This window comes from Niabella yanshanensis, from assembly GCF_034424215.1.
Classification (GTDB): Bacteria; Bacteroidota; Bacteroidia; order Chitinophagales; family Chitinophagaceae; genus Niabella; species Niabella yanshanensis.
Genome location: NZ_CP139960.1, coordinates 2,068,649 through 2,092,898 on the forward strand (window position 1 = coordinate 2,068,649; position 24,250 = coordinate 2,092,898).

The 24,250-nt window shown below is 41.7% G+C and carries 21 protein-coding genes and 1 pseudogene; 12 read left to right on the forward strand and 10 right to left on the reverse strand.

Translation table 11 applies throughout. The annotated features are described in order from the left end of the window. Nucleotides 1-4: 4 nt before the first annotated feature. The 8 genes and pseudogenes from nuoL (at nt 5) to U0035_RS08320 (ending at nt 9,327) form a co-directional block, all read left to right on the forward strand. Nucleotides 5-1,897: an NADH-quinone oxidoreductase subunit L gene (gene nuoL / locus U0035_RS08285; protein WP_327138738.1), complete on the forward strand. Its 1,893-nt coding sequence runs from the start codon at nt 5-7 to the stop codon at nt 1,895-1,897. 71 nt (nt 1,898-1,968) lie between these two features. After that, on the forward strand, nt 1,969-3,453 hold the full coding sequence (locus U0035_RS08290; protein ID WP_114789525.1) for a complex I subunit 4 family protein: 1,485 nt from the start codon (nt 1,969-1,971) through the stop codon (nt 3,451-3,453). A gap of 10 nt (nt 3,454-3,463) precedes the next feature. After that, a complete protein-coding gene (locus U0035_RS08295; RefSeq protein ID WP_114789526.1) occupies nt 3,464-4,837 on the forward strand; it encodes an NADH-quinone oxidoreductase subunit N in 1,374 nt (457 codons plus the stop codon). Nucleotides 4,838-4,953: 116 nt separating this feature from the next. Next, nucleotides 4,954-5,541 (forward strand): annotated as a pseudogene (locus tag U0035_RS08300) (pyridoxine/pyridoxamine 5'-phosphate oxidase); the annotation flags it as partial. A 153-nt stretch (nt 5,542-5,694) separates the two neighbouring features. Continuing rightward, nucleotides 5,695-6,972, forward strand: a complete 1,278-nt coding sequence (locus tag U0035_RS08305; RefSeq protein ID WP_114789528.1) for an ABC transporter permease — start codon at nt 5,695-5,697, stop codon at nt 6,970-6,972. A gap of 88 nt (nt 6,973-7,060) precedes the next feature. Next, nucleotides 7,061-7,969, forward strand: a complete 909-nt coding sequence (gene accD, locus U0035_RS08310) for an acetyl-CoA carboxylase, carboxyltransferase subunit beta (protein ID WP_114789529.1) — start codon at nt 7,061-7,063, stop codon at nt 7,967-7,969. Between the two features lie 84 nt (nt 7,970-8,053). Next, nucleotides 8,054-8,500, forward strand: coding sequence for an SsrA-binding protein SmpB (gene smpB, locus U0035_RS08315; RefSeq protein ID WP_114789530.1), 447 nt, complete (start codon nt 8,054-8,056; stop codon nt 8,498-8,500). Between the two features lie 95 nt (nt 8,501-8,595). Beyond that, on the forward strand, nt 8,596-9,327 hold the full coding sequence (locus U0035_RS08320) for a DUF481 domain-containing protein (RefSeq protein WP_162817761.1): 732 nt from the start codon (nt 8,596-8,598) through the stop codon (nt 9,325-9,327). 14 nt (nt 9,328-9,341) lie between these two features. Here U0035_RS08320 and U0035_RS08325 read toward each other — a convergent pair whose 3' ends face one another. The 8 genes from U0035_RS08325 to U0035_RS08355 all read right to left on the reverse strand — a co-directional run bounded on the left by U0035_RS08325 (nt 9,342) and on the right by U0035_RS08355 (nt 17,633). Then, on the reverse strand, nt 9,342-9,995 hold the full coding sequence (locus U0035_RS08325; protein WP_114789532.1) for an MgtC/SapB family protein: 654 nt from the start codon (nt 9,993-9,995) through the stop codon (nt 9,342-9,344). 39 nt (nt 9,996-10,034) lie between these two features. Continuing rightward, nucleotides 10,035-12,569: a DNA gyrase/topoisomerase IV subunit A gene (locus U0035_RS08330; RefSeq protein WP_114789533.1), complete on the reverse strand. Its 2,535-nt coding sequence runs from the start codon at nt 12,567-12,569 to the stop codon at nt 10,035-10,037. Between the two features lie 23 nt (nt 12,570-12,592). Then, nucleotides 12,593-13,054 (reverse strand): IS200/IS605 family transposase, encoded by a 462-nt coding sequence (gene tnpA / locus U0035_RS08335; RefSeq protein WP_114789534.1) that lies wholly within the window; start codon nt 13,052-13,054, stop codon nt 12,593-12,595. A gap of 294 nt (nt 13,055-13,348) precedes the next feature. Next, a complete protein-coding gene (locus tag U0035_RS08340; protein WP_114789535.1) occupies nt 13,349-13,723 on the reverse strand; it encodes a DUF4260 domain-containing protein in 375 nt (124 codons plus the stop codon). Next, complete coding sequence (locus tag U0035_RS08345; protein ID WP_114789536.1) at nt 13,723-14,577, reverse strand: DUF1835 domain-containing protein; 855 nt, start codon at nt 14,575-14,577, stop codon at nt 13,723-13,725. The genes U0035_RS08340 and U0035_RS08345 overlap by 1 nt, the downstream gene beginning before the upstream one ends. A gap of 121 nt (nt 14,578-14,698) precedes the next feature. After that, nucleotides 14,699-14,893: a four helix bundle protein gene (locus U0035_RS22935; protein ID WP_211316345.1), complete on the reverse strand. Its 195-nt coding sequence runs from the start codon at nt 14,891-14,893 to the stop codon at nt 14,699-14,701. A gap of 22 nt (nt 14,894-14,915) precedes the next feature. After that, nucleotides 14,916-16,829 (reverse strand): DNA topoisomerase IV subunit B, encoded by a 1,914-nt coding sequence (locus U0035_RS08350; protein WP_114789537.1) that lies wholly within the window; start codon nt 16,827-16,829, stop codon nt 14,916-14,918. 315 nt (nt 16,830-17,144) lie between these two features. Beyond that, complete coding sequence (locus U0035_RS08355) at nt 17,145-17,633, reverse strand: hypothetical protein (RefSeq protein ID WP_114789538.1); 489 nt, start codon at nt 17,631-17,633, stop codon at nt 17,145-17,147. Between the two features lie 101 nt (nt 17,634-17,734). Between U0035_RS08355 and U0035_RS08360 the strand changes: the two genes are divergently transcribed. Then, a complete protein-coding gene (locus U0035_RS08360; protein WP_114789539.1) occupies nt 17,735-18,718 on the forward strand; it encodes a bestrophin family protein in 984 nt (327 codons plus the stop codon). A 4-nt stretch (nt 18,719-18,722) separates the two neighbouring features. On the opposite strand, the gene U0035_RS08365 is transcribed toward U0035_RS08360, so the two are convergent. Then, nucleotides 18,723-19,142, reverse strand: coding sequence for a type II toxin-antitoxin system VapC family toxin (locus U0035_RS08365; RefSeq protein ID WP_114789540.1), 420 nt, complete (start codon nt 19,140-19,142; stop codon nt 18,723-18,725). A 9-nt stretch (nt 19,143-19,151) separates the two neighbouring features. Further along, nucleotides 19,152-19,409 (reverse strand): DUF6364 family protein, encoded by a 258-nt coding sequence (locus U0035_RS08370; protein WP_114789541.1) that lies wholly within the window; start codon nt 19,407-19,409, stop codon nt 19,152-19,154. Between the two features lie 308 nt (nt 19,410-19,717). Between U0035_RS08370 and U0035_RS08375 the strand changes: the two genes are divergently transcribed. The 3 genes from U0035_RS08375 (at nt 19,718) to U0035_RS08385 (ending at nt 24,245) form a co-directional block, all read left to right on the forward strand. Next, a complete protein-coding gene (locus U0035_RS08375) occupies nt 19,718-22,072 on the forward strand; it encodes a 3-hydroxyacyl-CoA dehydrogenase/enoyl-CoA hydratase family protein (RefSeq protein ID WP_114789542.1) in 2,355 nt (784 codons plus the stop codon). A gap of 184 nt (nt 22,073-22,256) precedes the next feature. Beyond that, nucleotides 22,257-22,841 carry an MBL fold metallo-hydrolase gene (locus U0035_RS08380; protein ID WP_114789543.1) on the forward strand — a complete coding sequence of 195 codons (585 nt, stop codon included), beginning with the start codon at nt 22,257-22,259 and terminating at the stop codon, nt 22,839-22,841. Nucleotides 22,842-22,964: 123 nt separating this feature from the next. Continuing rightward, nucleotides 22,965-24,245 (forward strand): hypothetical protein, encoded by a 1,281-nt coding sequence (locus U0035_RS08385; protein WP_114789544.1) that lies wholly within the window; start codon nt 22,965-22,967, stop codon nt 24,243-24,245. Nucleotides 24,246-24,250 lie beyond the last annotated feature (5 nt).

Sequence of the window (24,250 nt, forward strand, 5' to 3'; positions counted from 1 at the left end):
GAACATGCAACTACTCTTAATACCATTATTGCCTTTGATTGGATTTTTATTGAATGGCTTATTAAGAAACTATTTGTCGAAAGGAGTGATCGGGCTAATTGGTAGCGGTTCCATTTTAGGATCGTTTATTTTGAGCATCCTTGCTTTTATGCAGGTTCGTTCGGGCACTATCGTTACTGCTGAATATTTTGAGTTTATTAAGATTGCAGGCTTACGTATTCCTTTTGCGTTCCAGGTAGATCAGTTAAGTTCTATTTTTCTCCTGGTGATCACAGGTGTAGGCTTTTTGATCCATGTGTACTCTACCTCCTACATGCATGAAGAGAAGTCGCATCATTTCGCCCGTTATTTTGCCTATCTCAACCTGTTCGTTTTCTCCATGCTTCTATTGGTAATGGGTTCGAACTTTGTGATTATGTTTATTGGCTGGGAAGGTGTTGGTTTATGCTCTTATTTATTGATAGGCTTCTGGTTTAAAAAAGAAGATTATACCAAAGCTGCTTCCAAGGCCTTTATCATGAACCGTATAGGGGATCTGGCATTCCTGATCGCTTTATTCATCCTGATTAATAAGCTGGGGACCGTAACTTTTAGTGAAATTTTTACCACCGAAGCTTTGGCTAAACTATCTGCATTTGATATTACGATCATCACAACTTTACTATTTGTAGGGGCCACCGGTAAAAGCGCACAAATACCTTTGTATACCTGGTTACCCGATGCGATGGCGGGTCCCACCCCGGTTTCAGCGTTAATACACGCCGCAACGATGGTAACGGCAGGTATTTATATGATCGCCCGTAGTAACTTAATGTACTCTATGGCCCCGGGTACTTTAAACTGCATTGCCATTATTGGTATTGCAACTGCCCTGCTAGCAGCAAGTATTGCGCTCAAACAAAACGATATCAAAAAAGTACTGGCCTACTCAACGGTAAGCCAGTTAGGATATATGTTCCTGGCGTTGGGTACGGGTTCTTATGTAGCAGCCGTTTTCCACGTAATGACACATGCTTTCTTTAAGGCGCTTTTGTTCCTGGGCTCTGGTTCCGTAATACATGCCATGGGTGGAGAACAGGATATGCGTAAAATGGGCGGTTTAGATAAGTACATGAAAATCACTAATATTACCTTCTTGTTGGGTTGTTTGGCTATTGCAGGTATCCCTGGCTTCTCCGGCTTTTTCTCAAAAGATGAAATTCTGGCTGGCGCATTTGCCACCTCCCCTATCTTATATGCATTGGGACTTTTTGGTGCTTTACTCACTGCTTTTTATATGTTCCGTCTATACGCAACCACCTTTAAAGGTAGCTTCCGTGGTACACATGAGCAGGAACATCATTTACACGAAAGCCCGGCTGCGATCACTATTCCGTTGATCATATTGGCCATCCTTTCGGTTGTGGGTGGCTTTATTGGCATACCTGAGTTTTTGATGCACGGTGCGCACAGCTTAAAAGATTATCTGCACCCCATATTCGAAAAATCTTATGCGATCCTGCCAGCACATCATGTATCTCATAGCACAGAGTGGACGTTGACTGGTGTATCTTCTTTACTGATCATCATAATGGTAGTACTGGCATGGACCCGGTACAGTAAAAAGCCTGATATCGAAGAGGCGAAAGGTTTTGGTAAGTTATTACAGGAGAAATGGTATGTGGATGAGATTTACCAATCGGTTATCGTTAAACCACTAAATGCGTTGGGCGCATTTTTCAATAATATTTTTGAGAAGAACATTGTAGACGGCATTGTAAACGGCGTGGGCAGGCTGGTGAACTATGGCGGCAGACAATTGCGCTGGCTACAAAGCGGGCAGACGGGAGCTTACATACTGATGATGGTAATTGGAGTGCTGATTGTTTTTGCCCTGCAATTCTTTTTAAGAAAATAAAGCTTTTCTCTTTCCATTAAAGGAAAGGGACCAGGATATTTGAATTTATATTTAGAAATTATCATTTTAGCATGATCGCACTGTTGTTGATATTAGTCCCATTGCTTAGCGGCATTATCACTTTTTTTATTAAGAAAGAAGAAGGCGCCAGAACCTGGTCCTTGCTGTCGGCTATTGCAACTTTTATTATTGCCATAATAGGATTTACCTGCTATAGCAATACGGCTGCATTAAGCTTTAAAGCACACTGGATGGGCATTTTAAACAGTAGCTTTTCGCTCAGCGCCGATGGAATGGGCGCTATGCTATGCATGCTTACCGGCATTTCTTTTCCGCTGATCTTTGTTTCTACCTGGAATACCGTTTATAAAAAAGCTCACAATTTTCTAGGACTGATGTTGTTGGCACAAGCTGGTTTGATGGGCGTGTTCCTGGCCATGGACGCATTATTGTTCTACTTCTTTTGGGAGTTGGCACTTATTCCCGTTTACTTTATCTGTTCGCAATGGGGTGGTGAAAAGCGTATTAAGATCACTTTCAAATTTTTCATTTACACTTTTATTGGTTCGCTTTTGATGCTGGTAGGTATACTGTACATCTATTCGAAAACTAATTCTTTCGATATTACCGCTTTTTACAACTCCAATCTTCCGCTTAAAGAGCAGATGTGGGTGTTCTGGCTGTTCTTCCTGGCTTTTGCTATCAAAATGCCCATATTCCCCTTTCATACCTGGCAGCCCGATGCGTACGAGCAATCCCCTACTGCCGCTACAATGGTGTTAAGCGGCATCATGGTTAAGATGGGCGTACTAGGCTTACTTCGCTGGTTACTTCCCGTACTGCCCCTGGCATCTTTCAGCTGGGGCGATACAGTGTCTACCATGGCAGTTATTGGTATTGTATATGCGTCCCTCATTGCATTTCAGCAGGATGATATGAAGAGACTGGTAGCCTATTCTTCTATCGCCCACATTGGTTTAATGTGTGTGGCAGTGTTTGCCGAAAACAAAAGCGCTTTACAGGGCACTATGATACAGATGTTTTCCCATGGTATCAACATCCTGGGTATGTGGATCATTGTGGAGATCATTGAAAGAAAATTCGGAACCCGTAAAATGAGTGAACTTGGGGGTATTGCCAAGACAGCTCCCGTGTTAACCATCTTCTTCTTTATTATCGCATTTGCCAATATAGCTTTGCCTTTAACTAATGCGTTTATAGGCGAGTTCCTGATGTTTAATGGCATATTAGGGGTCAACCCGCAGATATCCAAATATGGTATTCCGTTAGCTGTTACAGCTGGTCTGGGTATTATTCTGGGGGCTGTGTACACGTTGAAAATGGCCCGTAAAGTATTTTTAGGTGAAACCAATAGCTTAACCGAACAGGGTACAGACATTGTCTTTCATGAAAAAGCTATTTTAGGAATTATTGCAGTAACAATTATTGTTGCCGGTGTTTATCCGCAACCGCTGTTACACTCTTTTGAAGATATAACAAATTCTATTTTACATAAATCAGACGTGCTTCACCTGTTGAAACCGGCGAAGCATTAAGCAATAAAGTATGAACGCATTAGTACTCTCTGCAATTTTGGGCGTTGTTATGATGTTTAGTGGTGTAGTGTTTCAAAAGAACGCGCCCATTAAAACCACTGGCATTATAGCCATGATATTGCTCTTTTTAGCAAACTGCATGGAAATGAGGGGCATCCGGTTTTTTAAATTTGATGTCTCCGGTTTTATGGCTTTTGACAGTTATGCCTTGTTTTTTAATGGTATTGCTATATTCGCTACGTTGATTTATTTACTGATCACTTCCAGCCAAATGGAAAAAGTAGGTAAGAATTTTGCAGATTACCTGGCTTTGATCTTTTTTATCATTGCCGGTATTACAATTACTACCAGCTTTAAATCTTTATTGACCTTATTCCTGGGCATTGAAATTATTTCCATTCCTCTTTATATACTAACAGGCGCAGATAAAAAGAACCTGAAAAGTAATGAAGCTGCATTAAAATACTTCCTGATGGGCTCCTTCTCAACTGGTATTATGCTGATGGGAATTGCACTCATCTACGGCTCCCAGGGTACCTTTACCATTGACAAGATGAACTTTACGGTGGCCGCTAAATCAACCCTGCATATTGCCGGGATGTTATTCCTGCTATTTGCCATGAGTTTTAAGGCTTCTGTAGCCCCCTTCCATTTCTGGACTCCTGATGTTTATGACGGAGCCCCAACAGTCTTTACCTCGTTTATGGCAACCATCGTAAAAGCTGCTGTATTTGTGGGCTTTGTTCGTCTCTTTGGTGGTGCTTTTGGTAAACTAGAAGACACTTGGTCGATTTGGGTGGCCATCATGATTGCTGCAACTCTATTTGTAGGTAATATTACAGCAGTATTTCAGCAAAGCGTTAAGCGCATGCTCTCCTACTCCAGTATTGCCCAGGCCGGTTTTCTATTGTTTGGTGTATATGCCATGAACGATGCAGCCCGCGAAGGTTTGTTGATTTATTCTGCAGCTTATTGTTTGGCAACTATTGGCATTTTTGCAGTATTAAGCAAAATGACTGATTACAGCTTTGAAGGTTTTAACGGATTGGCGAAACATCAGCCGGTATTAGCTTTTACTACTACTATTTGTCTTTTATCGTTAGCAGGTATCCCTTTAACAGCAGGCTTCCTCGGTAAATTCTACATGTTAAAAGCCGCTATAATGACCGGCCAGCACCTTTGGCTAGTGATTTTTGCAGTGGTAATGGCTGCCGTAAGCGTTTACTACTATTTCCGGGTTATACAGGCCATGTATTTTAAAGAAGGGCCTGTTCAATCAGTAGCTGCCAGCAGCTTTGAAAAATACACGCTGATCGCTGTTTGCGTGCTGATTATCCTTCTGGGCATTTTCCCGGGTACTTTCCTGGGCTGGTTATATTTTTAGTCGGTGTATTGACTTTTTGTGAGTGAACGGATTAATATAATTTGTAGTTCTTCTGGTTAAGACAAAATGACGTTGTCGCAACTTTTAGACGTAAATGCTTACAAACTGTTCAATTAAATTCAATGGAAACAATAGCGATTGAGCATTTCAACAAATTGTTTAAAAAGGAGCTAGCCCTAACAAAAGTTAAAATACCTACCGCTTGCTGTCTTTCGACTATTGGTATAGACGGGTTCCCCAATGCCAGGTTTGTTTCACTCAAAGACGTTGTAGAAAATAAGTTTATTGTCACCGGGCCTCTTACCTCAAGGAAAGGAAGCGAAATAAACACCACCAGCCAAGTGGCATTAACTTTTTGGTGGACAGAAACAGAAATACAGGTCAGGATACAAGGAATCGCTATTAAATTATCAGAAGAACTTGCTGACAGATATTTTGCAGAACGCAACAGGGATAGTCAAATAGTTTCAATAGTGAGTGAGCAGGGAAAAGACATCGATGACATTGAAATACTCCGAAAACAATATACAATCGTTGAAACAGTTTCTTTCAGTAAGCCTTTAGCAAGACCCGGAAGCTGGGGCGGTTATTCAATCGATCCTTTAAGAATAGAATTTTTGGCATTTAAAACAACGCGTTTTCATGATAGAAAACTATATGAACTTCATAACGGCCAATGGACGGTAAAACAAATACAGCCCTGACAGGTCCTCCATACTGTACAGAAATCCCAGGACTATTTACAAGCTAACCCCAGACTGGGCATAGCAATTTAATGCCGCCACCTTCACCTGTCCAATAATAAATTTGCTGATGTTGCTTTATGCTGTTAGCTTTATATTAGGTGTATTACGAACATGAAATTCAGCGACACATTTCTTCTGGCTTTTAGAACCGTTAAAGGAAATACTTTACGTACAGCCCTTACTGTGGCTATTATAGCTTTTGGTATTATGGCGCTGATAGGCATTATTACAGCTATTAAAGCCATGAACCAGAAGTTCACCGAGAGTTTCTCCAGTATGGGAGCTAACGCATTTACGATCCGGTTTAAAGAACGTAATATCCGTTTTGGTGGCGGAGGAGATGATCTGACCGTTTCACAAAAAGGTAAGAAAGAAAAAAAATCGAACCTGGGCCGTAATATTTCAAAAGAGGAAGCTGAATATTTTATCAACAATTATAAATTTCCGGGTGTAGTTAGCGGGCTGTCTGTATTTGGCAATCGTAGTAACACTGTTTCGTTTGCTGATAAAAAAACCAGTCCGAATGTAATGATGTTTGGGGGTGACGAGAAGTACCTTGAACTAAACGGGTATACCTTGCTCAACGGACGGAATCTTACACTCCAGGAAGTTAGAAATGCCCAGAACGTATGCATATTAGGTTACGATGTAGCCAAAAAATTTTTCGATGAGGCAGCAGACAAGGCTGTAGGAAAAACCGTACGTATCAATAATCTCCCCTACCTGGTTTTAGGCGTGCTGGACAGCCGTGGTTCTACGTTTGGCTTTAGCAGGGATAATATGGCCATCATAGGTTACCGCAACCTCGCTAAGAATTTTGCCGGTAATAATACTTCCTACGTACTTGCGGTAAAGGTAGATGATATCAATAAAATGAACGAAGCTATGGGAGAAGCCGAAGCGCTGTTCAGGGGAGTCAGAAAAACTTTGATCACCGAAGAAAGCAATTTTGTGATGGACAAAAGCGATAGCATGGTAGAAAGGGCTATGAATAGTCTGGGCTTTTTGACTATATCGGCCACGGTAATAGGACTGATCACTCTTATAGGGGCCGCCATAGGGCTTATGAATATTATGCTGGTAAGCGTGGCAGAGCGCACTAAAGAGGTAGGGCTGATAAAAGCAATTGGCGGTAAAAGTAAAGTGGTAAAAAAGCAATTCCTGCTCGAAGCAGTGATCATCAGCATACTGGGAGCCATTTTCGGAATCATCCTGGGCATTTTGGTTGGCAATAGTTTTGCTGTTGTATTAGGTACAGGATTTGTGGTGCCCTGGGGATGGGTATTATATGGCATTTTAATTTGTAGTGGTGTAGGTTTGCTGGCAGGGTTGTACCCGGCGATAAAAGCAGGAAAACTCAATCCCATCGAGGCCCTTCGGTACGAGTAAGTACGAAAAGGCATAATTTCCACACTTCACCTCATCTGAAAAAAATTATGTACGTTTGTACCTTATCTAAAAATATATTTATCTACTTATGGCTGAGGAGATAGAAGATTTTGATGCCGATCTGGCGGGTGAACAGGGAAAGGACCAGAAAACAGGCTGGTTCCGCAGGATTAAGAAAGGCATTTTAACAAAAACGTCTGAGAAGAAGGAAACACAGGAAGGTTTATGGACCAAGTGTCCTGAATGTAACTATATTTCTACTTTTGCTGAGCTCAAAGAGCAACTATATGTATGCCCTAAATGCGATTATCATCATCGCCTGAACAGCTATCAGTACTACGAAGTATTGTTCGACAATAACGAATACGAAGAGCTTTTTACCAATATTAAAAGCAAAGACCTGTTAGGCTTTACTGACCTGAAACCCTATAAAAAAAGGCTGGAAGATATCTGGTCCAATAGCAGCCTGAATGATTCAATACGCGTGGGCGTTGGTTTGGTAGATGGCGAAAAAATGGTGATTGCCTGTATGGACTTCGAATTCATTGGTGGGTCGCTGGGTAGCGTTATGGGAGAAAAATTCGCCCGTGCGGTAGACTATTGTATCAAACACAAGCTACCTTATATGGTCATTAATAAAAGCGGAGGCGCCCGTATGATGGAAAGTGCTTTTTCGCTGATGCAAATGGCTAAAACCAGCGGTAAGCTGTCTCAGTTAAGCGATGCCCAGTTACCTTATATTTCCTTATTAACCGACCCTACATTTGGTGGCGTATCTGCCTCCTTTGCTATGTTGGGAGATCTGAATATAGCGGAACCCGGAGCGCTGATAGGCTTCGCAGGTCCACGCGTTATTAAAGAAACCATCAAAAAAGATCTTCCGGAAGGTTTTCAGCGAAGCGAATTCCTTTTAGAACATGGATTCCTTGACTTTATTGTAAACCGTAAAGTTTTAAAAGAAAAGATAGGAACCGTTATCCGGCTTTTCAGAAATTAAAACGAGTTAACAGGTTGATAGGTTTACGGGGTAACAGGTTTTCCATCCTTCAACTTGTAAACTTTAAACGCTTAAACTTACCCCTTGGCTTCACCCATTTCCATAAAGAACCGTTCTGCATTTCATGAGTATTTTATTGATGATACTTATGTGGCGGGAATGGTATTGCTGGGGACAGAGGTTAAATCCCTGCGCGAAGGCAGAGCCAGTTTTAATGACAGCTATTGTATTATTCACAAAGGTGAAATATGGATCAAGAGCCTGCACATCTCCCCCTATTCACATGGCACGGTCAACAACCATGATGCAGACAGAGATAAAAAGCTCCTGCTTCAAAAGAGGGAGATCAGGAAAATACAGGCCAAGTTAAAAGAAAAAGGCTATACCCTTGTACCGCTTAAGATATTTATGAACGACCGGAACTTTATTAAAATAGAGTTGGGTTTAGGTAAAGGCAAAAAGCTGTACGATAAAAGAGAAAGCATTAAACAAAAAGATGTGGAGCGTGAAATGAAGCGCTTCTTAAAATAGTATTCCCTACCTTAGCGATATATCCGCAACAGTACAGTTGTATTCCTTTTTATTAGTCCCCGGTCATATCTTACCGGATCACCCTCAACATGTACATGAAAAAACTTTATATCCTATTCATCGTAATAGCTATCCAGTTTAAGCTGCAGGCACAATTTACTGATAGTACTACCAGGCTTGTAAAACTCACATCCGGAGGTTCGATTAATAAAACAAAAGATGGATCCAATTATCTCTTTAATAACAATGCACAGTTCAATGTTCGAAAAAGACGTACGGTTTTAAATTCTTCAGCTTCCTGGATTTATGGTATGAACCCCGAAAAGCTTACCAATAATGATTTTACCTTATCCAGTAATGTAAACCTGTATCGCCATTTTACTGACTTCTATTACTGGGGATTGGTCAATTATACAACCAGCTACTCACTTAATATTAAAGCACAGGGACAAGCGGGGATTGGTATTGCCTATAACTTTATCAATAAGCCTAACCTATGGCTCAACGTAAGCAATGGTATGATCGGAGAAACCAGCCGCATTATACAGGGCGACACTGCTGTTATCAATTATCAAACCATACGAAATTCTTTAAGGGTTCAGTTTATGTTCAAGCTGGGCGATCGATTAACCTTCCGTACCGGTAATTTTTTCCAGCCGTCATTAGAATACATCAGTGATCATATTATTTCCAGTGATACAGAATTTACTTACCAGCTCTGGAAAGGACTCAACCTCAATACCCGGTTGTTGTATAACAAGATCAGCAGAACAGAGAAAGAGAACCTGATATTTACTTACGGATTCGGATATCAGAAATATTTTTAAACCACACAGGCAGCTTACATTTCAAACTCAAGGATATTGGTTTCGTTAAGTAAAAAATCTTCCAACATCTTCATCTTCCGGCTTTTTACAGTGATGTCAAAATAAATACAAAGCTTATCGCCTTTTACCGATAATTTCCTTTCTTCAATTTTCACCAACATCGTTCTCATCCGGGCTATCAGCTCTTTACGATTCTCCGCATTTGACTTATGAAGAGAGATCATCAGCATACGGCTTACCTTATAGCTGGGAAAAAACCTGTTAGCGGTACTTCCGAAGTAGATAAATACGAGAGATACTCCCAGGAAAATTAACGCCAGGTATACTTCCCCAAAACCAATGGCCATACCCACTGCACTGGCCAGCCATATTACGCTGGCAGTAGTAAGTCCGCTTACGTTTACGCCATCTTTGAAAATGACACCGGCTCCCAAGAAACCAATGCCACTAACTATATAAGATGCAATACGGGTAGCCTCACTGTTGGGCTGCCCTACATTATAGGAGATAATAGCGAATAAAGCAGATCCAAGCGTAATGAGGGTAATGGTTTTAAGCCCGGCTGCTTTATCCTTCATCTCACGTTCCAGTCCGAGCACAATACCTGCGGCAAGTGCTATCAACGCTTTGTACAAATCGCTAATGTCCCAGAACTCAAACATGCGCATTCCTATTTATTTAATATGCTACTTCAAAAATGATACCTTTTAATCTGTAAAGAGCTCTTGCTGGGGCGACTCACTCTCTTTGGTCTCGATCCATTCCATTGATACGCTTTTGTTATAGTCGGTCAATTTCGCACCAATTGCTTTCCATCCCATCACATCTGTCACCTTAGCCAGTTTGAATTTGGCCTGACGCACCTGCTCGCCCCTACCGCTTTGCACCTGCAGCACCGGTTCAGCTGCCGTTGTCACGCATTCCAGGTAATTCCCATCACCTTCTTTAATAAACAGGAATTTATTCCGTAGCGTAGTTGTTTCAATTTTAAAGCGCTTTACGTTGAACTGCAACTGTTTCATATCCGCATAAACAGCAGTAATCGTGCTTTCCGGATTATAACGTTCAATCAGCAATACTTTTTCAGGATCGAACTTTTGCGTCATTTCCTGATCTGTTAATTCGTAGTGCCCGTCTGAGTAAATAACCAGTAACTGATCTGCAGGTTCAAACATTCCCAGGTACAGTCCTTTATCGTCTGTATTTAAGCGACCAAATTTATCATCAAACCAGAGCTTTTTCCCACTCAATGTAGCTCTCCCTGCTTCTTTAAATTTAACCGATTTAATGGCATACTTGGTAACCTGGTTCCCCATGCTGCTCCGCCCTTTAATGGCCAGTTCTTCAAAGTAAAAATCAAGATCCTTAATTCGGGCAGAACTATTGGGACTCAAAACAATCTTAACGATCTCCGCCTCTCCATTAGGATTAACCGTAAAATAATGAACTTTGCTTTTTTCATCGCCCTTTGTGAGATCGTATACCTTATCACGGGTAACACCTGTTACATTAAATCTTTTGGCAAAGCTAACCCCGGTTTTACCATCCACATAAATCATGTTGTAGGTAGTACGCTCATCATTTTTCTGGAATACGGCCACGTGTATAATGTCTTTACCAACAAAAGTTTTATCAGCAATTTTAATCACCTTCATGATTCCGCGCTTGGTAAACACAATGATGTCATCCAGGTCAGAACACTCAAATAGCAATTCGTCCTTTTTTAATCCGGTGCCTATAAATCCTCCTGAACGGTCTACGTACAATTTAGTATTGGCAATCACAACATGTTTTGCCTCGATGATCTCAAATTGCTTGATCTCCGTTTTCCTTTCCCGTCCCTTACCGAATTTCTTTAAAAGATTCTCAAAATAAGCCACGGCATAGTCTACCAGATTATCCAGATCATGCTGCGTTTGCTTTATATCGGCTTCTAACCCTTTGATCTGGTTTATCAGATCATCAATATCTGTTTTATGAATACGTCGAACAGGTTTATCTGTAAGCTTCAACACGTCTTCCCGTGTTACCTCTCTCTTTAATTTTTTCCGGTAAGGAACAAATGCTTTTTCAATGTTCTCTATAACCTTTTCCCAGCTTGCTTTCCGGTCTTCGAGCTCCTGGTAAATTTTTTCTTCAAAGAAAATCTTCTCCAGAGAAGTGTAGTGCCATTTATCATTCAGTTCACCTAATTTTATTTCCAGCTCCCTTTGCAAAAGGTTCTTGGTATTATCAGCTGAAATTTTTAATAATTCCTGGATAGATAAGAAAACAGGCTTGGGAATACCATCATCTTTCACAATTACACAGGCATTCGGCGAAATAGATATTTCACAATTCGTAAACTTATACAATGCATCAATGGTGATATCCGGAGAAATGCCCGCAGCCAGGTCTACCTGGATCTCCACATTGGCAGCTGTGTTATCGGTAACTTTTTTGATCTTAATCTTGCCCTGGTCATTCGCCTTTACGATAGATTCTATCAGCTGGTCGGTAGTTACTCCGTAAGGTACGCTTTTGATTAAAAGTGTTTTTTTATCAAACTCTTCTATATGCGCCCTCACTTTTACTTTGCCGCCTCTCTTACCCTGGTTATAATCGGCAACGTCGATCATACCACCGGTTTGAAAATCGGGAAACAGTTCAAACTTTTTACCCTTAAGGTATTTGATCGATGCTTCAATTAATTCACAAAAATTATGAGGAAGAATTTTTGTTGAAAGACCTACAGCAATACCTTCAGCTCCCTGCGCCAACAGCAAAGGGAATTTCATAGGTAATGTAACCGGCTCATTATTTCTTCCATCATAGCTTAACTGCCACTCGGTAGTTTTGGCATTAAACGCTACTTCTAATGCAAACTTGCTTAAACGTGCTTCAATGTACCTGGAAGCTGCGGCATCATCTCCTGTTTCAATATTACCCCAGTTGCCCTGCGTATCAATCATCAGGTCCTTCTGCCCCATATTTACCAGCGCATCGCGTATACTCATGTCACCGTGCGGGTGATAGGACATGGTTTGACCCACTATATTAGCCACTTTATGCAAGCGTCCATCATCCATTTGTTTCATGGAATGCAGAATGCGGCGCTGTACCGGCTTTAACCCATCTTCAATAGCAGGCACCGCGCGTTCTAATATTACATACGAAGCATAATCTAAAAACCAGGTTTTAAATTGCCCCTGAATCCCACTACTATCACTATGCTCAATGTTATCTACAATTTCTTCTTTCATATTATTCGTCAAAAACTTTTACCTTATTCTAAAAACTCAAATAAATATTTATTATCAAAATCGACTTCGAACTGATTCAGCAACTCAATATACTCTTCCCTGAATGTTTTCTCTTCATGATGTTCCCGTTGATTCAAAACGTAATTCACTACAGCCTTTACCTGTGATTCGCTGTAAGAAAATGCGCCAAAGCCACGCTGCCACTCGAAATATCCTTCAACCCACCCTTTATCGTTGATAAACGACGTGGCATTTGCTTTCACATCTCTCACCAGATCCGATATAGCCAACTCCGGCCCCATACTAACAAAAATATGAACATGATCAGGCATACAATAAATGGCATATAATTTCTGCTTCTTATTCTGAATGATACCTGTCATATATTTTTGCAACTCGTCTCTAAACTCCTCCCGAATTACTGATGCTCTACCCTTAACCGCAAACACGATTTGTATATACAATTTGGTGTAGGTATTTGCCATCTATTGATATTGCGCCGCTACGCGGCTATTAATATTTCACCCCTATGCGGTTATTTACATTTCGCCTACACACCTATTGATATTGCGCCGCTACGCGGCTATTAATATTTCACCCCTATGCGGTTATTTACATTTCGCCTACATACCGCTATTGATATTGCGCCGCTACGCGGCTTACATCGCGATGCCATGCGGCTCCATTAACCATCCATTTATATGTCAGCACCAGGCGCTAAATATAATAACTCCGGACTCAGCTACCTATAAGAGCCGCATAGCGGCGGGGCATCCTTTTCAAGCTACCTCATTCTGACCCTTATGCTTACCTATCACCCCCAAATGCGTAAACGCAAATCCCTTATTATACTTTAAACCGTAACCCACCATTCTATCCAGCGCAGCATGTCCGAATAATACAACACCTGCCCTCAAAAGCAGATCAATACTCAGATACATTCCTGCGAGAAAGATCAATATTGCCAATCCTTTATGATGAAAAAGATTATATAGAGCAGCTCCGACTTTGTCATTGACCAGGTATCCTACCATACTGATATCCGGTCCCAACAAAACCAGCAAATACCAATACCAGGCCGCATCACTATTCCACAATAAGAAAATACTCAACAGCAACATTACCAGCTCTTCTGTTTTTAATAGCCATTTCATTACTGTCCATTTTCATTTAATTCAGGTAATAATTCCATTTGCCTGCCAGGTCCGGGTAACTTAACATCAAATGATTTCCAGTCTTTGTTGATGTCGCCTTCTGTTACAATTCTACCTGCCTCTATCAGCATTCTGATGCGCCACATTAAAAACACATCCCCTGTTTTGATCTTCATCCGGTTCAACGTGTTTTGCAACACGCGCGACACTTTCTGCCATTCCCCCGTAATATTTTTCAATATCTCGGCATCGTAAAAACCATCTTCCCTGCTTACTATTTTTTTACCCCCTTCCAGTATCCGCACCAAAGCATTTTCCTGGGTCAATTTATTCCACTCGTCGGGGTCAACCTCGTATTCACTCAAAGTGATAGGTCTTGCCAGCTTTTTGGCTTTTAAGAATTCTGAAGGCTGTATTTCACTTAACCAGGATGGGTAAAAGATCTGTCCCTTTTCATTAATAAAAGGCAGATTGTTCATATATAACACCATCACTCTTCCCTGAAATTCTCTTAGCTGTGGCATCAGCCAGTAATAACCGCATACATCATGCTGATTTTGCCCCATCCAGATCCAAGCCCGCTCCTCTTCGTTCTCCTGCAAAGCCTTAATCAGGTTATGTACAGTGAGCTTATCATCTACCAGGTCAGACTGCTCTTTGTACGGTGAATTTTCAAGCAATTGTTTCCACCAATCCCGCCGCTGCTGATACCCTTCTGTCTCATAGATCTGGTCAACAGGCCCCACTGCATAGTCATCCTTTATCTGGATTACATCACCTGCAAGTGACTCGTCGAGCTCCTGCACTTTGCGCATCAGCTCCATCTCTACCTCATTGAATACAATATGTATCATTCTGGTTTAATTAAAAATTAATAACTTCATTCACCTTTTAAAGAATTCAAAATAGCAGTTAGAATTTTCAAGAGTTCTTCGCAATAAAAAATTAACGAGTAGCTAGTTTGGGTTCCAAAATTTAAGATTCCCTTAATAGTCGCAACCAATATCGCGCCTCCCTGTATGATTTTTCTAATTTATGTCCAAAATCTTTTCTCGAAGATTGCCCTATTGCCTCCTCCACGTTTGCACCTATAGAAGTTCCACTATTTAATACCTGAGAACATAATCCAAATGAAAAACTTTTATCTGCTATAAGATTATTTTCTTTCATCAGAGACTTCCATTATTCATCATTAATTAACAACGGCTTCTTCCAGCTCTTCTTCCTTATCAATCTCTACTACCAGGTTATTGATGATAAAGGCCTGGCGTTCCATTGTATTCTTACCCATATAATACTCCAGCAGTTGCTGAATATGGTCTCCATGCTCTACCCGCATTAATTGTTTACGCATGTCGGTTCCGATAAACTGCGCAAATTCGTCCGGACTGATTTCACCTAATCCTTTAAAGCGTGTCACTTCCGGCTTACCAGAAAGCTTTTTCAACGCCGCTTTCTTTTCTGACTCACTGTAACAATAGATGGTTTCTTTCTTATCACGTACCCTGAACAAAGGCGTTTCCAGCACATACACTTTTTCCTGTTTTACCAGGTCGGGAAAAAACTGTAAAAAGAAGGTCATGATCAATAAGCGGATGTGCATGCCATCCACATCGGCATCGGTGGCTATTACAATGTTGTTAAATCGCAATCCTTCCATCCCCTCCTCAATATTCAGCGCATGCTGCAGCAGGTTGAATTCTTCATTTTCATATACCACTTTTTTGGTCAGTCCAAAACAGTTCAACGGTTTACCGCGCAAGCTAAACACCGCCTGTGTTTCTACGTTACGGGCCTTGGTAATCGATCCGCTGGCGCTATCCCCCTCAGTTATAAAAATGGTGGTTTCCGCTTGCTTGGCCATGATCTCGTCTTTGTTTTTTGCAGGGGGCTCTTCATTCAGGTGATAGCGGCAATCACGCAACTTGCGGTTATGCAGGTTGGCTTTTTTAGCCCGCTCATTCGCCAGTTTCTTGATACCTGCAAGATCTTTCCGTTCACGTTCGCTTTGTTCAATCCGCTTTTTCAATGCATCGGCAACGGCCGGATTCTTATGCAGGTAATTATCCAGTTCCCTCGATAAAAAGTCACCCACAAATTGCCGCATACTGGGCCCGTTGATATCTACGTTTTGCGAGCCCAGCTTGGTTTTGGTCTGGCTCTCGAAAACCGGCTCCACTACGCGCACACTGATGGCGGCAACGATACCCGTTCTTATATCAGAAGTTTCATAATCTTTTTTATAGAAATCACGGATCGTCTTTACAAAACCCTCCCTGAACGCCTGTTGGTGGGTACCTCCCTGTGTAGTATGCTGCCCGTTCACAAAGCTATACAGCTCTTCACCATACTCATTACCATGTGTGATCGACAATTCAATATCCTCCCCCTTCAGGTGGATAATAGGATATCTTATTTCATCGGGGTTGGTTTTGCGCTCCAGCAGATCCAACAACCCATTGCGACTGATATATGATTTACCATTAAAGATTATTTTCAATCCCGCATTCAGGAAACAATAATTCCACAAAAGGTTTTCCAGGAACTCGGGGTGAAACTTAAAATTCTTGAATATGGTATCATCCGGTATAAAAGTCACCATGGTACCATTAGCTCCCGTAGTGCTGCTTTCTTTATGTTCCTTCACCAGGATGCCTCTTTCAAATTCCGCCACCTTTTCCTTCTGCTCCCTGATAGAAGACACTTTGAAATAATTACTTAGCGCATTGACGGCTTTGGTACCTACCCCGTTCAAACCCACTGATTTCTGGAAAGCACGGCTATCGTATTTGGCGCCCGTATTAATTTTACTTACTACATCCACCACCTTACCCAGGGGAATACCTCTCCCATAATCGCGAACCGTTACGGTTTTACCCTCAATCTTCAGCTCAATGGTTTTGCCGTGCCCCATGGTGTATTCATCTATACAGTTATCCATTACCTCTTTAACCAATACGTAAATACCGTCATCGGGACTGCCACCATCGCCCAGTTTACCAATGTACATACCCGGGCGCAGCCGTATATGCTCCTTCCAGTCAAGGCTTTTTATACTGTCCTCATCATAATCAGAACCTGGTGTACTTACTTTTTCCTTAGCCATTTATCATCTCCTTTTTTAATCAGTTTTAATGGGGCGTGCCCCTGTTTCCGCTCTGCTCCAACAGGGCCGGGCTATTCGCTGCAAGTCCGCCACATGCCCGCACACCGGCCTTCAGCGGGCTTTACGCTGCTATCCCTGTCCGTTATAAAAAAATAAATCAGCGGGATTCATATAATATTTATTATAAACCAGCAGTTTAGAATTAAAATCCTGCTAATTTATAAAATGAATGTAGCGAAACACGCAAATATAATAAAACTGAAATCCCGTAAGCCCCCGACTTTTATACACAGGGTGTGAAGAAAATAGATTGGTTTACTTCGGATCCAAATAATAAACCAGCGGACCGCTCAAAAAGAATGACTTAACTTCAAAAATGCGTTGTACTTCCGCAATATTATTGCCCAATACCAGTGCAGAATGGGCATACTTAATTTCCAGCGCTGATCCGCTAAAGTTGGCTTCAGGATCACGCCCGGGACTTATTTGTTCCAAAAGGCTGGTTATATCGGCCGACGATCCGGCAGGAATTTCAAACCGGCGGGCGCCATTTTCACTCCATGTCCCGGTAATCTTACTAACAAATACCCTGGCCAGGTCAGATTTTTTTAAGGGCACGATCTCCTCGGCGCGGGCTATTTCTAAATTGCCTCCTCCAATGCTGTCATTAACTCCTTTTACTGTAAGGATGACAGCTACAGGCGCCCTTGATGTATTCCGGATAATATACATGGGCCGGATAGAACAACTGTAAAGAAAAACAACAAGCAGCAACATGGAAAAACAGATACATTTTTTTTTCATAAGGCTGTTTTTTGATTAATACGCGCCCATGCAGAAAAGTAACCTGCTATCACACAGGGATTATAAGTTTTTACTAACTTCCATCCGGAAAAACCAATTACATGTACACTACCCGATTTATCCAATTAAAATACCTGGTACCTAATACCGTTTACACCATTTTCATCCCGATGGTATCCAGCTTGCTCGTATATATACTATATGTAGTGCTGGGCTATCATAATATAGCCATCCCCCTGCTGCCGGTTACATTAATAGGTACAGCCGTTTCTTTTTATGTGGGCTTCAAAAACAACTCGTCTTACGACCGTATGTGGGAGGCACGCCGCATCTGGGGTGGTATCACCAACTCCAGCAGGATGTGGGGCACCATGGTGTTACAATTAACAAACGACAAGGAAACCAGCAAAAAACTGATCCGCCGGCATATTGCGTGGTGCAATATGTTAAGGTTACAGCTCCGGAGAAACAAAGTGTGGTCTGAAACCTATTACCAGCGCTACACCTCTCCACTGCAACGAAATGATGAAGATAGCTTTGAGCAAAAAGCTGACCGGATACTTACCAAGTACCTTACTCCTGAAGATTATGCACAGGTAAAAAAGAAAGGGAATATTGCCAGCTATTTGCTAAATATGCAAAACGCAGATTTAAAAGCCCTGAAAGAAAACGACGTTATTGATGCCATGGAGTATATGACCATGTGCAATATTATACAGGAATTGTATAATAACCAGGGGGGATGCGAACGGATTAAAAACTACCCTTTCCCCAGGCAATATGCAGTATTTAGCCGGTTATTTGTGGATGTATTTATGTTCATACTTCCCTTTGGCCTCATTTCTCAAATTATTGAACTTACACCTACTGTCCCCTGGCTGATCTTCCCTGTTTGCCTGGTGGTTGCCTGGATCTTTAACTCGATGGAGCAGGTAGGTGATTTTAGTGAGAACCCTTTTGAAAATGCGGTAACAGATGTTCCCATGTCTGCCATGTGCCGAAGCATAGCGGTTGATCTGCAGGAAATGATGGATGAACAGGATGTACAGGAGCGGTTAAAACCCATTAACGGTATCCTGATGTGATCATCTATTTCCGGTAATATTTTAACAGGAAATTTTGCGCGCTTAATACGTCTACAGAAGAAAAATAAAAATCAGCAGTATTTTCTGTCACAATACAGGAGCAACCTGCATTAAGCGCCGAATAATATTGTAACCCATCTTCAAAGTCCTTTACCTTTTTATCGCAGGCAGCTAAAACTACCTCATCATTACCACAATCGGCTATTAAAACGTATTGCATCAGCAATACCATTCGTGCCTTAGCCGAAGTGGCCCCGTGTTTTTTCTCAGCAAAATAATAGGTAATCGCTAAAGCAACGGCACTTGTAACCAACTGGTGTTTGTTGGCTGTGGCCCAGCTTAATACCCGGGAAGCGTAGGTAAATACAGGATATTGCTTATTAACTACTGCAACTAAAATATTGGCATCTACGAAGATCTTCACCGAACGGAGTTATTTTTTGTCTTCGAAATATTTTGCTTTTTCCTTGTTCGAAAGAGAAGAGGTTTTATATTCGGCCGGGCCTTCGGCCACCATGCTTACCCATTCTTCAATTGGAATATGCTCAATATGCTCGTGCTGCCCCGTTGCAATTACTTTTTTCAAAAGTATTTCTGTAAGGCGCGATAAACTCAATCCCTGAGCCTCCGCATAATCTTTTGCTCTTTTTATTACAGCAGCATTAAAACTTAAAGTAACCTTGGCATCCATAGCAACATCTTTATACGACAAAGTTAAAAAATCTATACGTATAAATCCTAATTTCTTCAACCGCCGGCTGTCCCCTCAATAAATTGCTTACAATCAATCTGCGCAAAATAATTTTTCTATTCGAAATGCTTACCTTCATAGTAATAGTTGTTTAACTAACTAAATTTAAACAACCGGTTGCTATATCTGTCAGCTGAGTTTACCAGTATCTATCTTTTAAAAAGGAATGCCCGGTAATGCTACAGACAGTTGCAGGAAAAATAACATGCTGCTCAATATGGCACCGGTATTCATAAAACCGGATATTCATGAAACGTATCATCAAAAAAGTGGCGGTATTAGGTAGCGGTGTAATGGGCTCACGCATAGCCTGTCATTTTGCCGGAGCCGGCATACCGGTATTATTACTGGATATTGCAGCAGAAGGCAGGGACCGGAATAAGATTGTAAATGATGCGCTGACAGCCGCTGCAAAGAGCAATCCCTCCCCGCTTTACACGCCAGATATCGTAAAAAGAATCACTACCGGAAATTTTGATGACCATTTAAAAGATATCAATGGTTGTGACTGGGTAATTGAAGTAGTGGTGGAAAGGCTGGATATCAAGCGACAGCTTTTTGATAAAGTAGAGCAGTTTCGTAAGCCGGGCAGCTTGATTACCAGCAACACATCTGGAATTCCGATACACCTGATGGCGGAGGGCAGAAGCGAAGATTTTAAAAAACACTTCTGCGGCACTCATTTTTTCAACCCGCCCCGTTACTTACGCCTGCTGGAAATTATTCCAACCAAAGAAACCGGCAAAGAGGTGGTTGATTTTTTGATGGAATACGGCGACCTGATACTAGGTAAAACAACGGTGCTTTGTAAAGACACGCCGGCTTTTATTGCCAACCGTATTGGTGTATATAGCATCATGTCTATTTTCAGGCTGGTTGATCAGCTGGATCTCACCATTGACGAAGTGGAAGCCCTGACGGGACCGCTGATTGGCCGCCCCAAATCGGCCACATTCAGAACCGCTGATGTAGTAGGTATTGACACATTAGTAAAAGTGGCCAACGGCGTTTATGATAATTGCCCCGATGATGAGGCCAGGCAGATCTTCAAAATTCCTGAATGGTTAAATAAAATAACAGCTAACAACTGGCTGGGAGATAAAACAGGCCAGGGCTTCTTTAAGAAAGTAAAAACGGATAAAGGCTCTGAGATTCTGACGCTGGATTTAAAAAGCTTTGAATATAAGCCAAGAGTAAAGCCCCAATTTGCCTCAGTGGAAGCAGCTAAACCTGTTGAGGATTTGGCCAGCCGTATCGGGCTGTTGATTGCCGGTAAAGATAAGGCTGCAGATTTTTTAAGACAGTTCCATTATAGCTTGTTTTCCTATATCAGCCATCGTATTCCTGAAATAAGCGATGAACTCTATCGTGTAGATGATGCCATGAAAGCAGGCTTTGGCTGGGAAATAGGCGCTTTTGAAACCTGGGATTTACTAGGCGTAGCTAAAACTACCGAAGCCATAAAAGCAGCGGGCCATAGTGTGGCACCATGGATAGAAGAAATGATTGCTGCAGGTCATCCCTCCTTTTATAAGATAGAGAAGGGTAAAACACTGTTTTATGATATAATATCCAAAACCTATTTACCCGTTCCGGGAGGCGGGGCTTTTATTATTCTCAAAAATTATAGCGACCAACTGGTTTGGAAAAACAGCAGTTGTAAGCTATACAATATAGGTGATGATGTATTGGCGCTGCAATGGAATACCAAAATGGGAACCATTGGTGGCGATGTATTAAGCGGCATACAAACGGCTATAGAAAAGGCTGAGAAAGATTTTAAAGGGTTGGTGATAGCCAACGATGGCGCTAATTTTTCGGCAGGCGCCAATATAGGAATGATCTTTATGCTGGCTGTAGAGCAGGAGTATGACGAGCTCGACTTTGCCATACGTGCTTTTCAAAATGCCATGATGCGCGTGCGCTATTCGAGCATACCGGTAGTGGTGGCGCCCCATGGCCTGGCATTGGGAGGCGGTTGCGAATTAAGTTTGCACAGCGATAAGATATGCGCAGCTGCGGAAACCTATACCGGTTTGGTTGAATTAGGCGTAGGAGTAATCCCCGGCGGTGGCGGATCAAAAGAATTTGCATTGCGTGCTGCTGATGAAATGCATGCAGGCGAACCGGAAAACATTACCTTACAAAACAGGTTTTTAACCATTGCAACGGCTAAAGTGGCTACATCAGCCTACGAAGCATTCAACCTGGGCATATACAGGAAAGGACTGGATGAAGTGGTGATGAACCAGGACAGGCGTGTTGCCGAAGCAAAGCGTAGCGTTATCGACTTATATGATGGCGGCTATACCATGCCTGTACAGCGTACCGACATTAAGGTTTTAGGTCGTAGTGCGCTGGGGGCATTGCTTGCCGGAATACATGCGATGGAGCAAGGCCAATATGCAACGGAGCATGACGCTAAAGTAGCCCGCAAGCTGGCTTATGTCATGTGCGGCGGCGACCTGAGCGAGCCTACCCTGGTAAGCGAGCAATATTTATTGAACCTCGAGCGGGAAGCCTTCCTATCGCTGTGCGGCGAAAGAAAAACATTAGAACGTTTGCAGAGCGTCATTAAAACGGGAAAGCCAATAAGAAACTGATCAAACTTATATTAAATAAGTGGCTACGCGCATCAAACAAATATCGGAGGACATATATTGGATCTATAATCCTTCCTATTACAATTGCACCTACCTGGTAAAAAGAGGGGAGCGTATCATTTTAATAGACACCTGCATGCAGTCTGATGCAAGTGACATTAAAAAAGCACTCCAATAACTCTCCTTGCCCGTTCAGTCCGTCACAGACATCCTCCTTACTCACTGGCATAATGACCATTCCGCGGGTACAGCTGAGCTTAAAGCAATATCCAACTGTACTATTTATTGCCAGAACGAGGAAGCTCCTTATTTTGAGAAAAAGCCCAATTCGAAAATCAGGCAATTGGCAGAGTATATCCCGGAGCGGGGGATATTGGTGCTCTTTAAAGGTTTACTGGGTGAAGTGGTGCCACGTAACGTAAAAATCGACCAGCTTCTGAGTGACGGGGATACGATCCTGAATGATTTTATAGTGCTCGAATCACCGGGCCATACCCCTGGCCACATTTCCTTTTATGATAAAAAGTCGGGGACTCTTTTTGCAGGTGATGCCCTTGCTGTTATTCAACAAAAGCTGCGACTGATGGCAGGAGTTGTAACGCCGGATAAGCCGGCATCCATCACTTCTATCTTAAAACTGTTTAAAGACAGAGACATCAATATTATTTGTCCGGGGCATAGGGAACCTCTAATCGAAAATACAAAACCTGAAATCGCCCGTTTTATACGTTACATACAGGAAATGAAACGATGGCCCCTTCTAGGCTGACACTTCTTCCGTTATATCAAGGCAGCCAACATCATTTCCCGGTAAACTTTAAAATTCTTTTATCAGGCAGTTTAAAGTAAGATTACAATTTATTACCCGAAATTTGATGGCAGAAATTCATTTATGAAACTTTTTCTTTCCATACTGCTTACTGTTTTTCTTTATGGCTATTCTGGTTACGCTCAAACCAATAAAACATCTTCCAAAGAAAAGACGGACATTACTTTAACAAATGGCGGCAAAGCAGTATTCTTCGTAGAAAACCTTTCAAAAAAAGGAGATGCTTCCATACTGTCACTTCATAAAAAAAATAGCGACAGCATCTATAATATGTTTGGCGGAGCCACTACCACCCTGCTTGTTGGCCGCACCAATGCGCAGTCTTTTAAATCCGTTACCAGATTAAAAAGCTGGTATGTTTATGTAAAGGATCTGAAACACCGTACAGCAATGATCATGATTGATGGCAATACCGAGCCCACCATCGAGTATGACCCTGATAAATATATCCCGCTTGTCAAAAAGAAATTTGTGGTAGAGCTGACACAGCGAAAAAGCAGTATGAAGCAGGAACGGTGGGGTGAAGAGGCAGCCGAAAGTAGCCTTCAATTAAAGCTGGAAACAAAATTCATACCCGACGCTTCTTATGCTTCGGCATTGATCAGGAACGCCAATACCATGGAATATCCTTTACCGCCCTTTCAGGAAGACCCGGTAATGAAAGGCAGTTACAGTTTTGTCAGCTATACAGACAGCACACAGAAGACACCTACAGTTAAGGCATTATACGTTTATTTGAATGATGGAACCAACCGGCTCAAATCAACCGAAATGGATTATTTGAACGGTACCAAAAACAAAACTGTATACTACTATACCTCTTTAGGTTTACTCGACTCTATGAAAAGTTTCACCAACGGGAAATCAGATTATACCCTCAAATATAAATACCTGCACGACCGGTATATTTCTTACACCAATAACAATGACAATAGCAGGCGTGAATTCATCTGCAATACATTAAAACAGGTTGCAACCATAAAAGACTTTGATAGTGATAATAGCATTTCTATGTATCGTAGTTTTAAATTTGATGATAAAGGCCGGGTATTAACTGAAAGCCGTTATAAAGATTATTATACACTGGAAGGAAAAATGGAATACACTTACAATGATAATAACTCAAAAGTGTTAGCTACCTTAAAAACCTATGACGACAATAAACTCACTTATGAGCTTACCCGGAAAAAGCAAGGCAATCAATTTATCCAAAATAACAAATCCATATACGGATATGAAAACATAGGTATAGACAGCTATTCAAAGGATGGTGCGGGCCATAGTAAGAATTACACCAATGGGAAAATGAGCGGTTATTTTGTAACGCAGAAAGTATCTGACTAAAGTAT

Excerpts from the sequence above, each read along its gene's own strand:
- nuoL (WP_327138738.1), top strand. The coding sequence starts at position 5 with ATGCAACTACTCTTAATACCATTATTGCCTTTGATTGGATTTTTATTG.
- U0035_RS08290 (WP_114789525.1), top strand. The coding sequence starts at position 1,969 with ATGATCGCACTGTTGTTGATATTAGTCCCATTGCTTAGCGGCATTATC.
- U0035_RS08295 (WP_114789526.1), top strand. The coding sequence starts at position 3,464 with ATGAACGCATTAGTACTCTCTGCAATTTTGGGCGTTGTTATGATGTTT.
- U0035_RS08305 (WP_114789528.1), top strand. The coding sequence starts at position 5,695 with ATGAAATTCAGCGACACATTTCTTCTGGCTTTTAGAACCGTTAAAGGA.
- accD (WP_114789529.1), top strand. The coding sequence starts at position 7,061 with ATGGCTGAGGAGATAGAAGATTTTGATGCCGATCTGGCGGGTGAACAG.
- U0035_RS08320 (WP_162817761.1), top strand. The coding sequence starts at position 8,596 with ATGAAAAAACTTTATATCCTATTCATCGTAATAGCTATCCAGTTTAAG.
- U0035_RS08325 (WP_114789532.1), bottom strand. The coding sequence starts at position 9,995 with ATGCGCATGTTTGAGTTCTGGGACATTAGCGATTTGTACAAAGCGTTG.
- U0035_RS08330 (WP_114789533.1), bottom strand. The coding sequence starts at position 12,569 with ATGAAAGAAGAAATTGTAGATAACATTGAGCATAGTGATAGTAGTGGG.
- tnpA (WP_114789534.1), bottom strand. The coding sequence starts at position 13,054 with ATGGCAAATACCTACACCAAATTGTATATACAAATCGTGTTTGCGGTT.
- U0035_RS08340 (WP_114789535.1), bottom strand. The coding sequence starts at position 13,723 with ATGAAATGGCTATTAAAAACAGAAGAGCTGGTAATGTTGCTGTTGAGT.
- U0035_RS08345 (WP_114789536.1), bottom strand. The coding sequence starts at position 14,577 with ATGATACATATTGTATTCAATGAGGTAGAGATGGAGCTGATGCGCAAA.
- U0035_RS22935 (WP_211316345.1), bottom strand. The coding sequence starts at position 14,893 with ATGAAAGAAAATAATCTTATAGCAGATAAAAGTTTTTCATTTGGATTA.
- U0035_RS08350 (WP_114789537.1), bottom strand. The coding sequence starts at position 16,829 with ATGGCTAAGGAAAAAGTAAGTACACCAGGTTCTGATTATGATGAGGAC.
- U0035_RS08355 (WP_114789538.1), bottom strand. The coding sequence starts at position 17,633 with ATGAAAAAAAAATGTATCTGTTTTTCCATGTTGCTGCTTGTTGTTTTT.
- U0035_RS08360 (WP_114789539.1), top strand. The coding sequence starts at position 17,735 with ATGTACACTACCCGATTTATCCAATTAAAATACCTGGTACCTAATACC.
- U0035_RS08370 (WP_114789541.1), bottom strand. The coding sequence starts at position 19,409 with ATGGATGCCAAGGTTACTTTAAGTTTTAATGCTGCTGTAATAAAAAGA.
- U0035_RS08375 (WP_114789542.1), top strand. The coding sequence starts at position 19,718 with ATGAAACGTATCATCAAAAAAGTGGCGGTATTAGGTAGCGGTGTAATG.
- U0035_RS08385 (WP_114789544.1), top strand. The coding sequence starts at position 22,965 with ATGAAACTTTTTCTTTCCATACTGCTTACTGTTTTTCTTTATGGCTAT.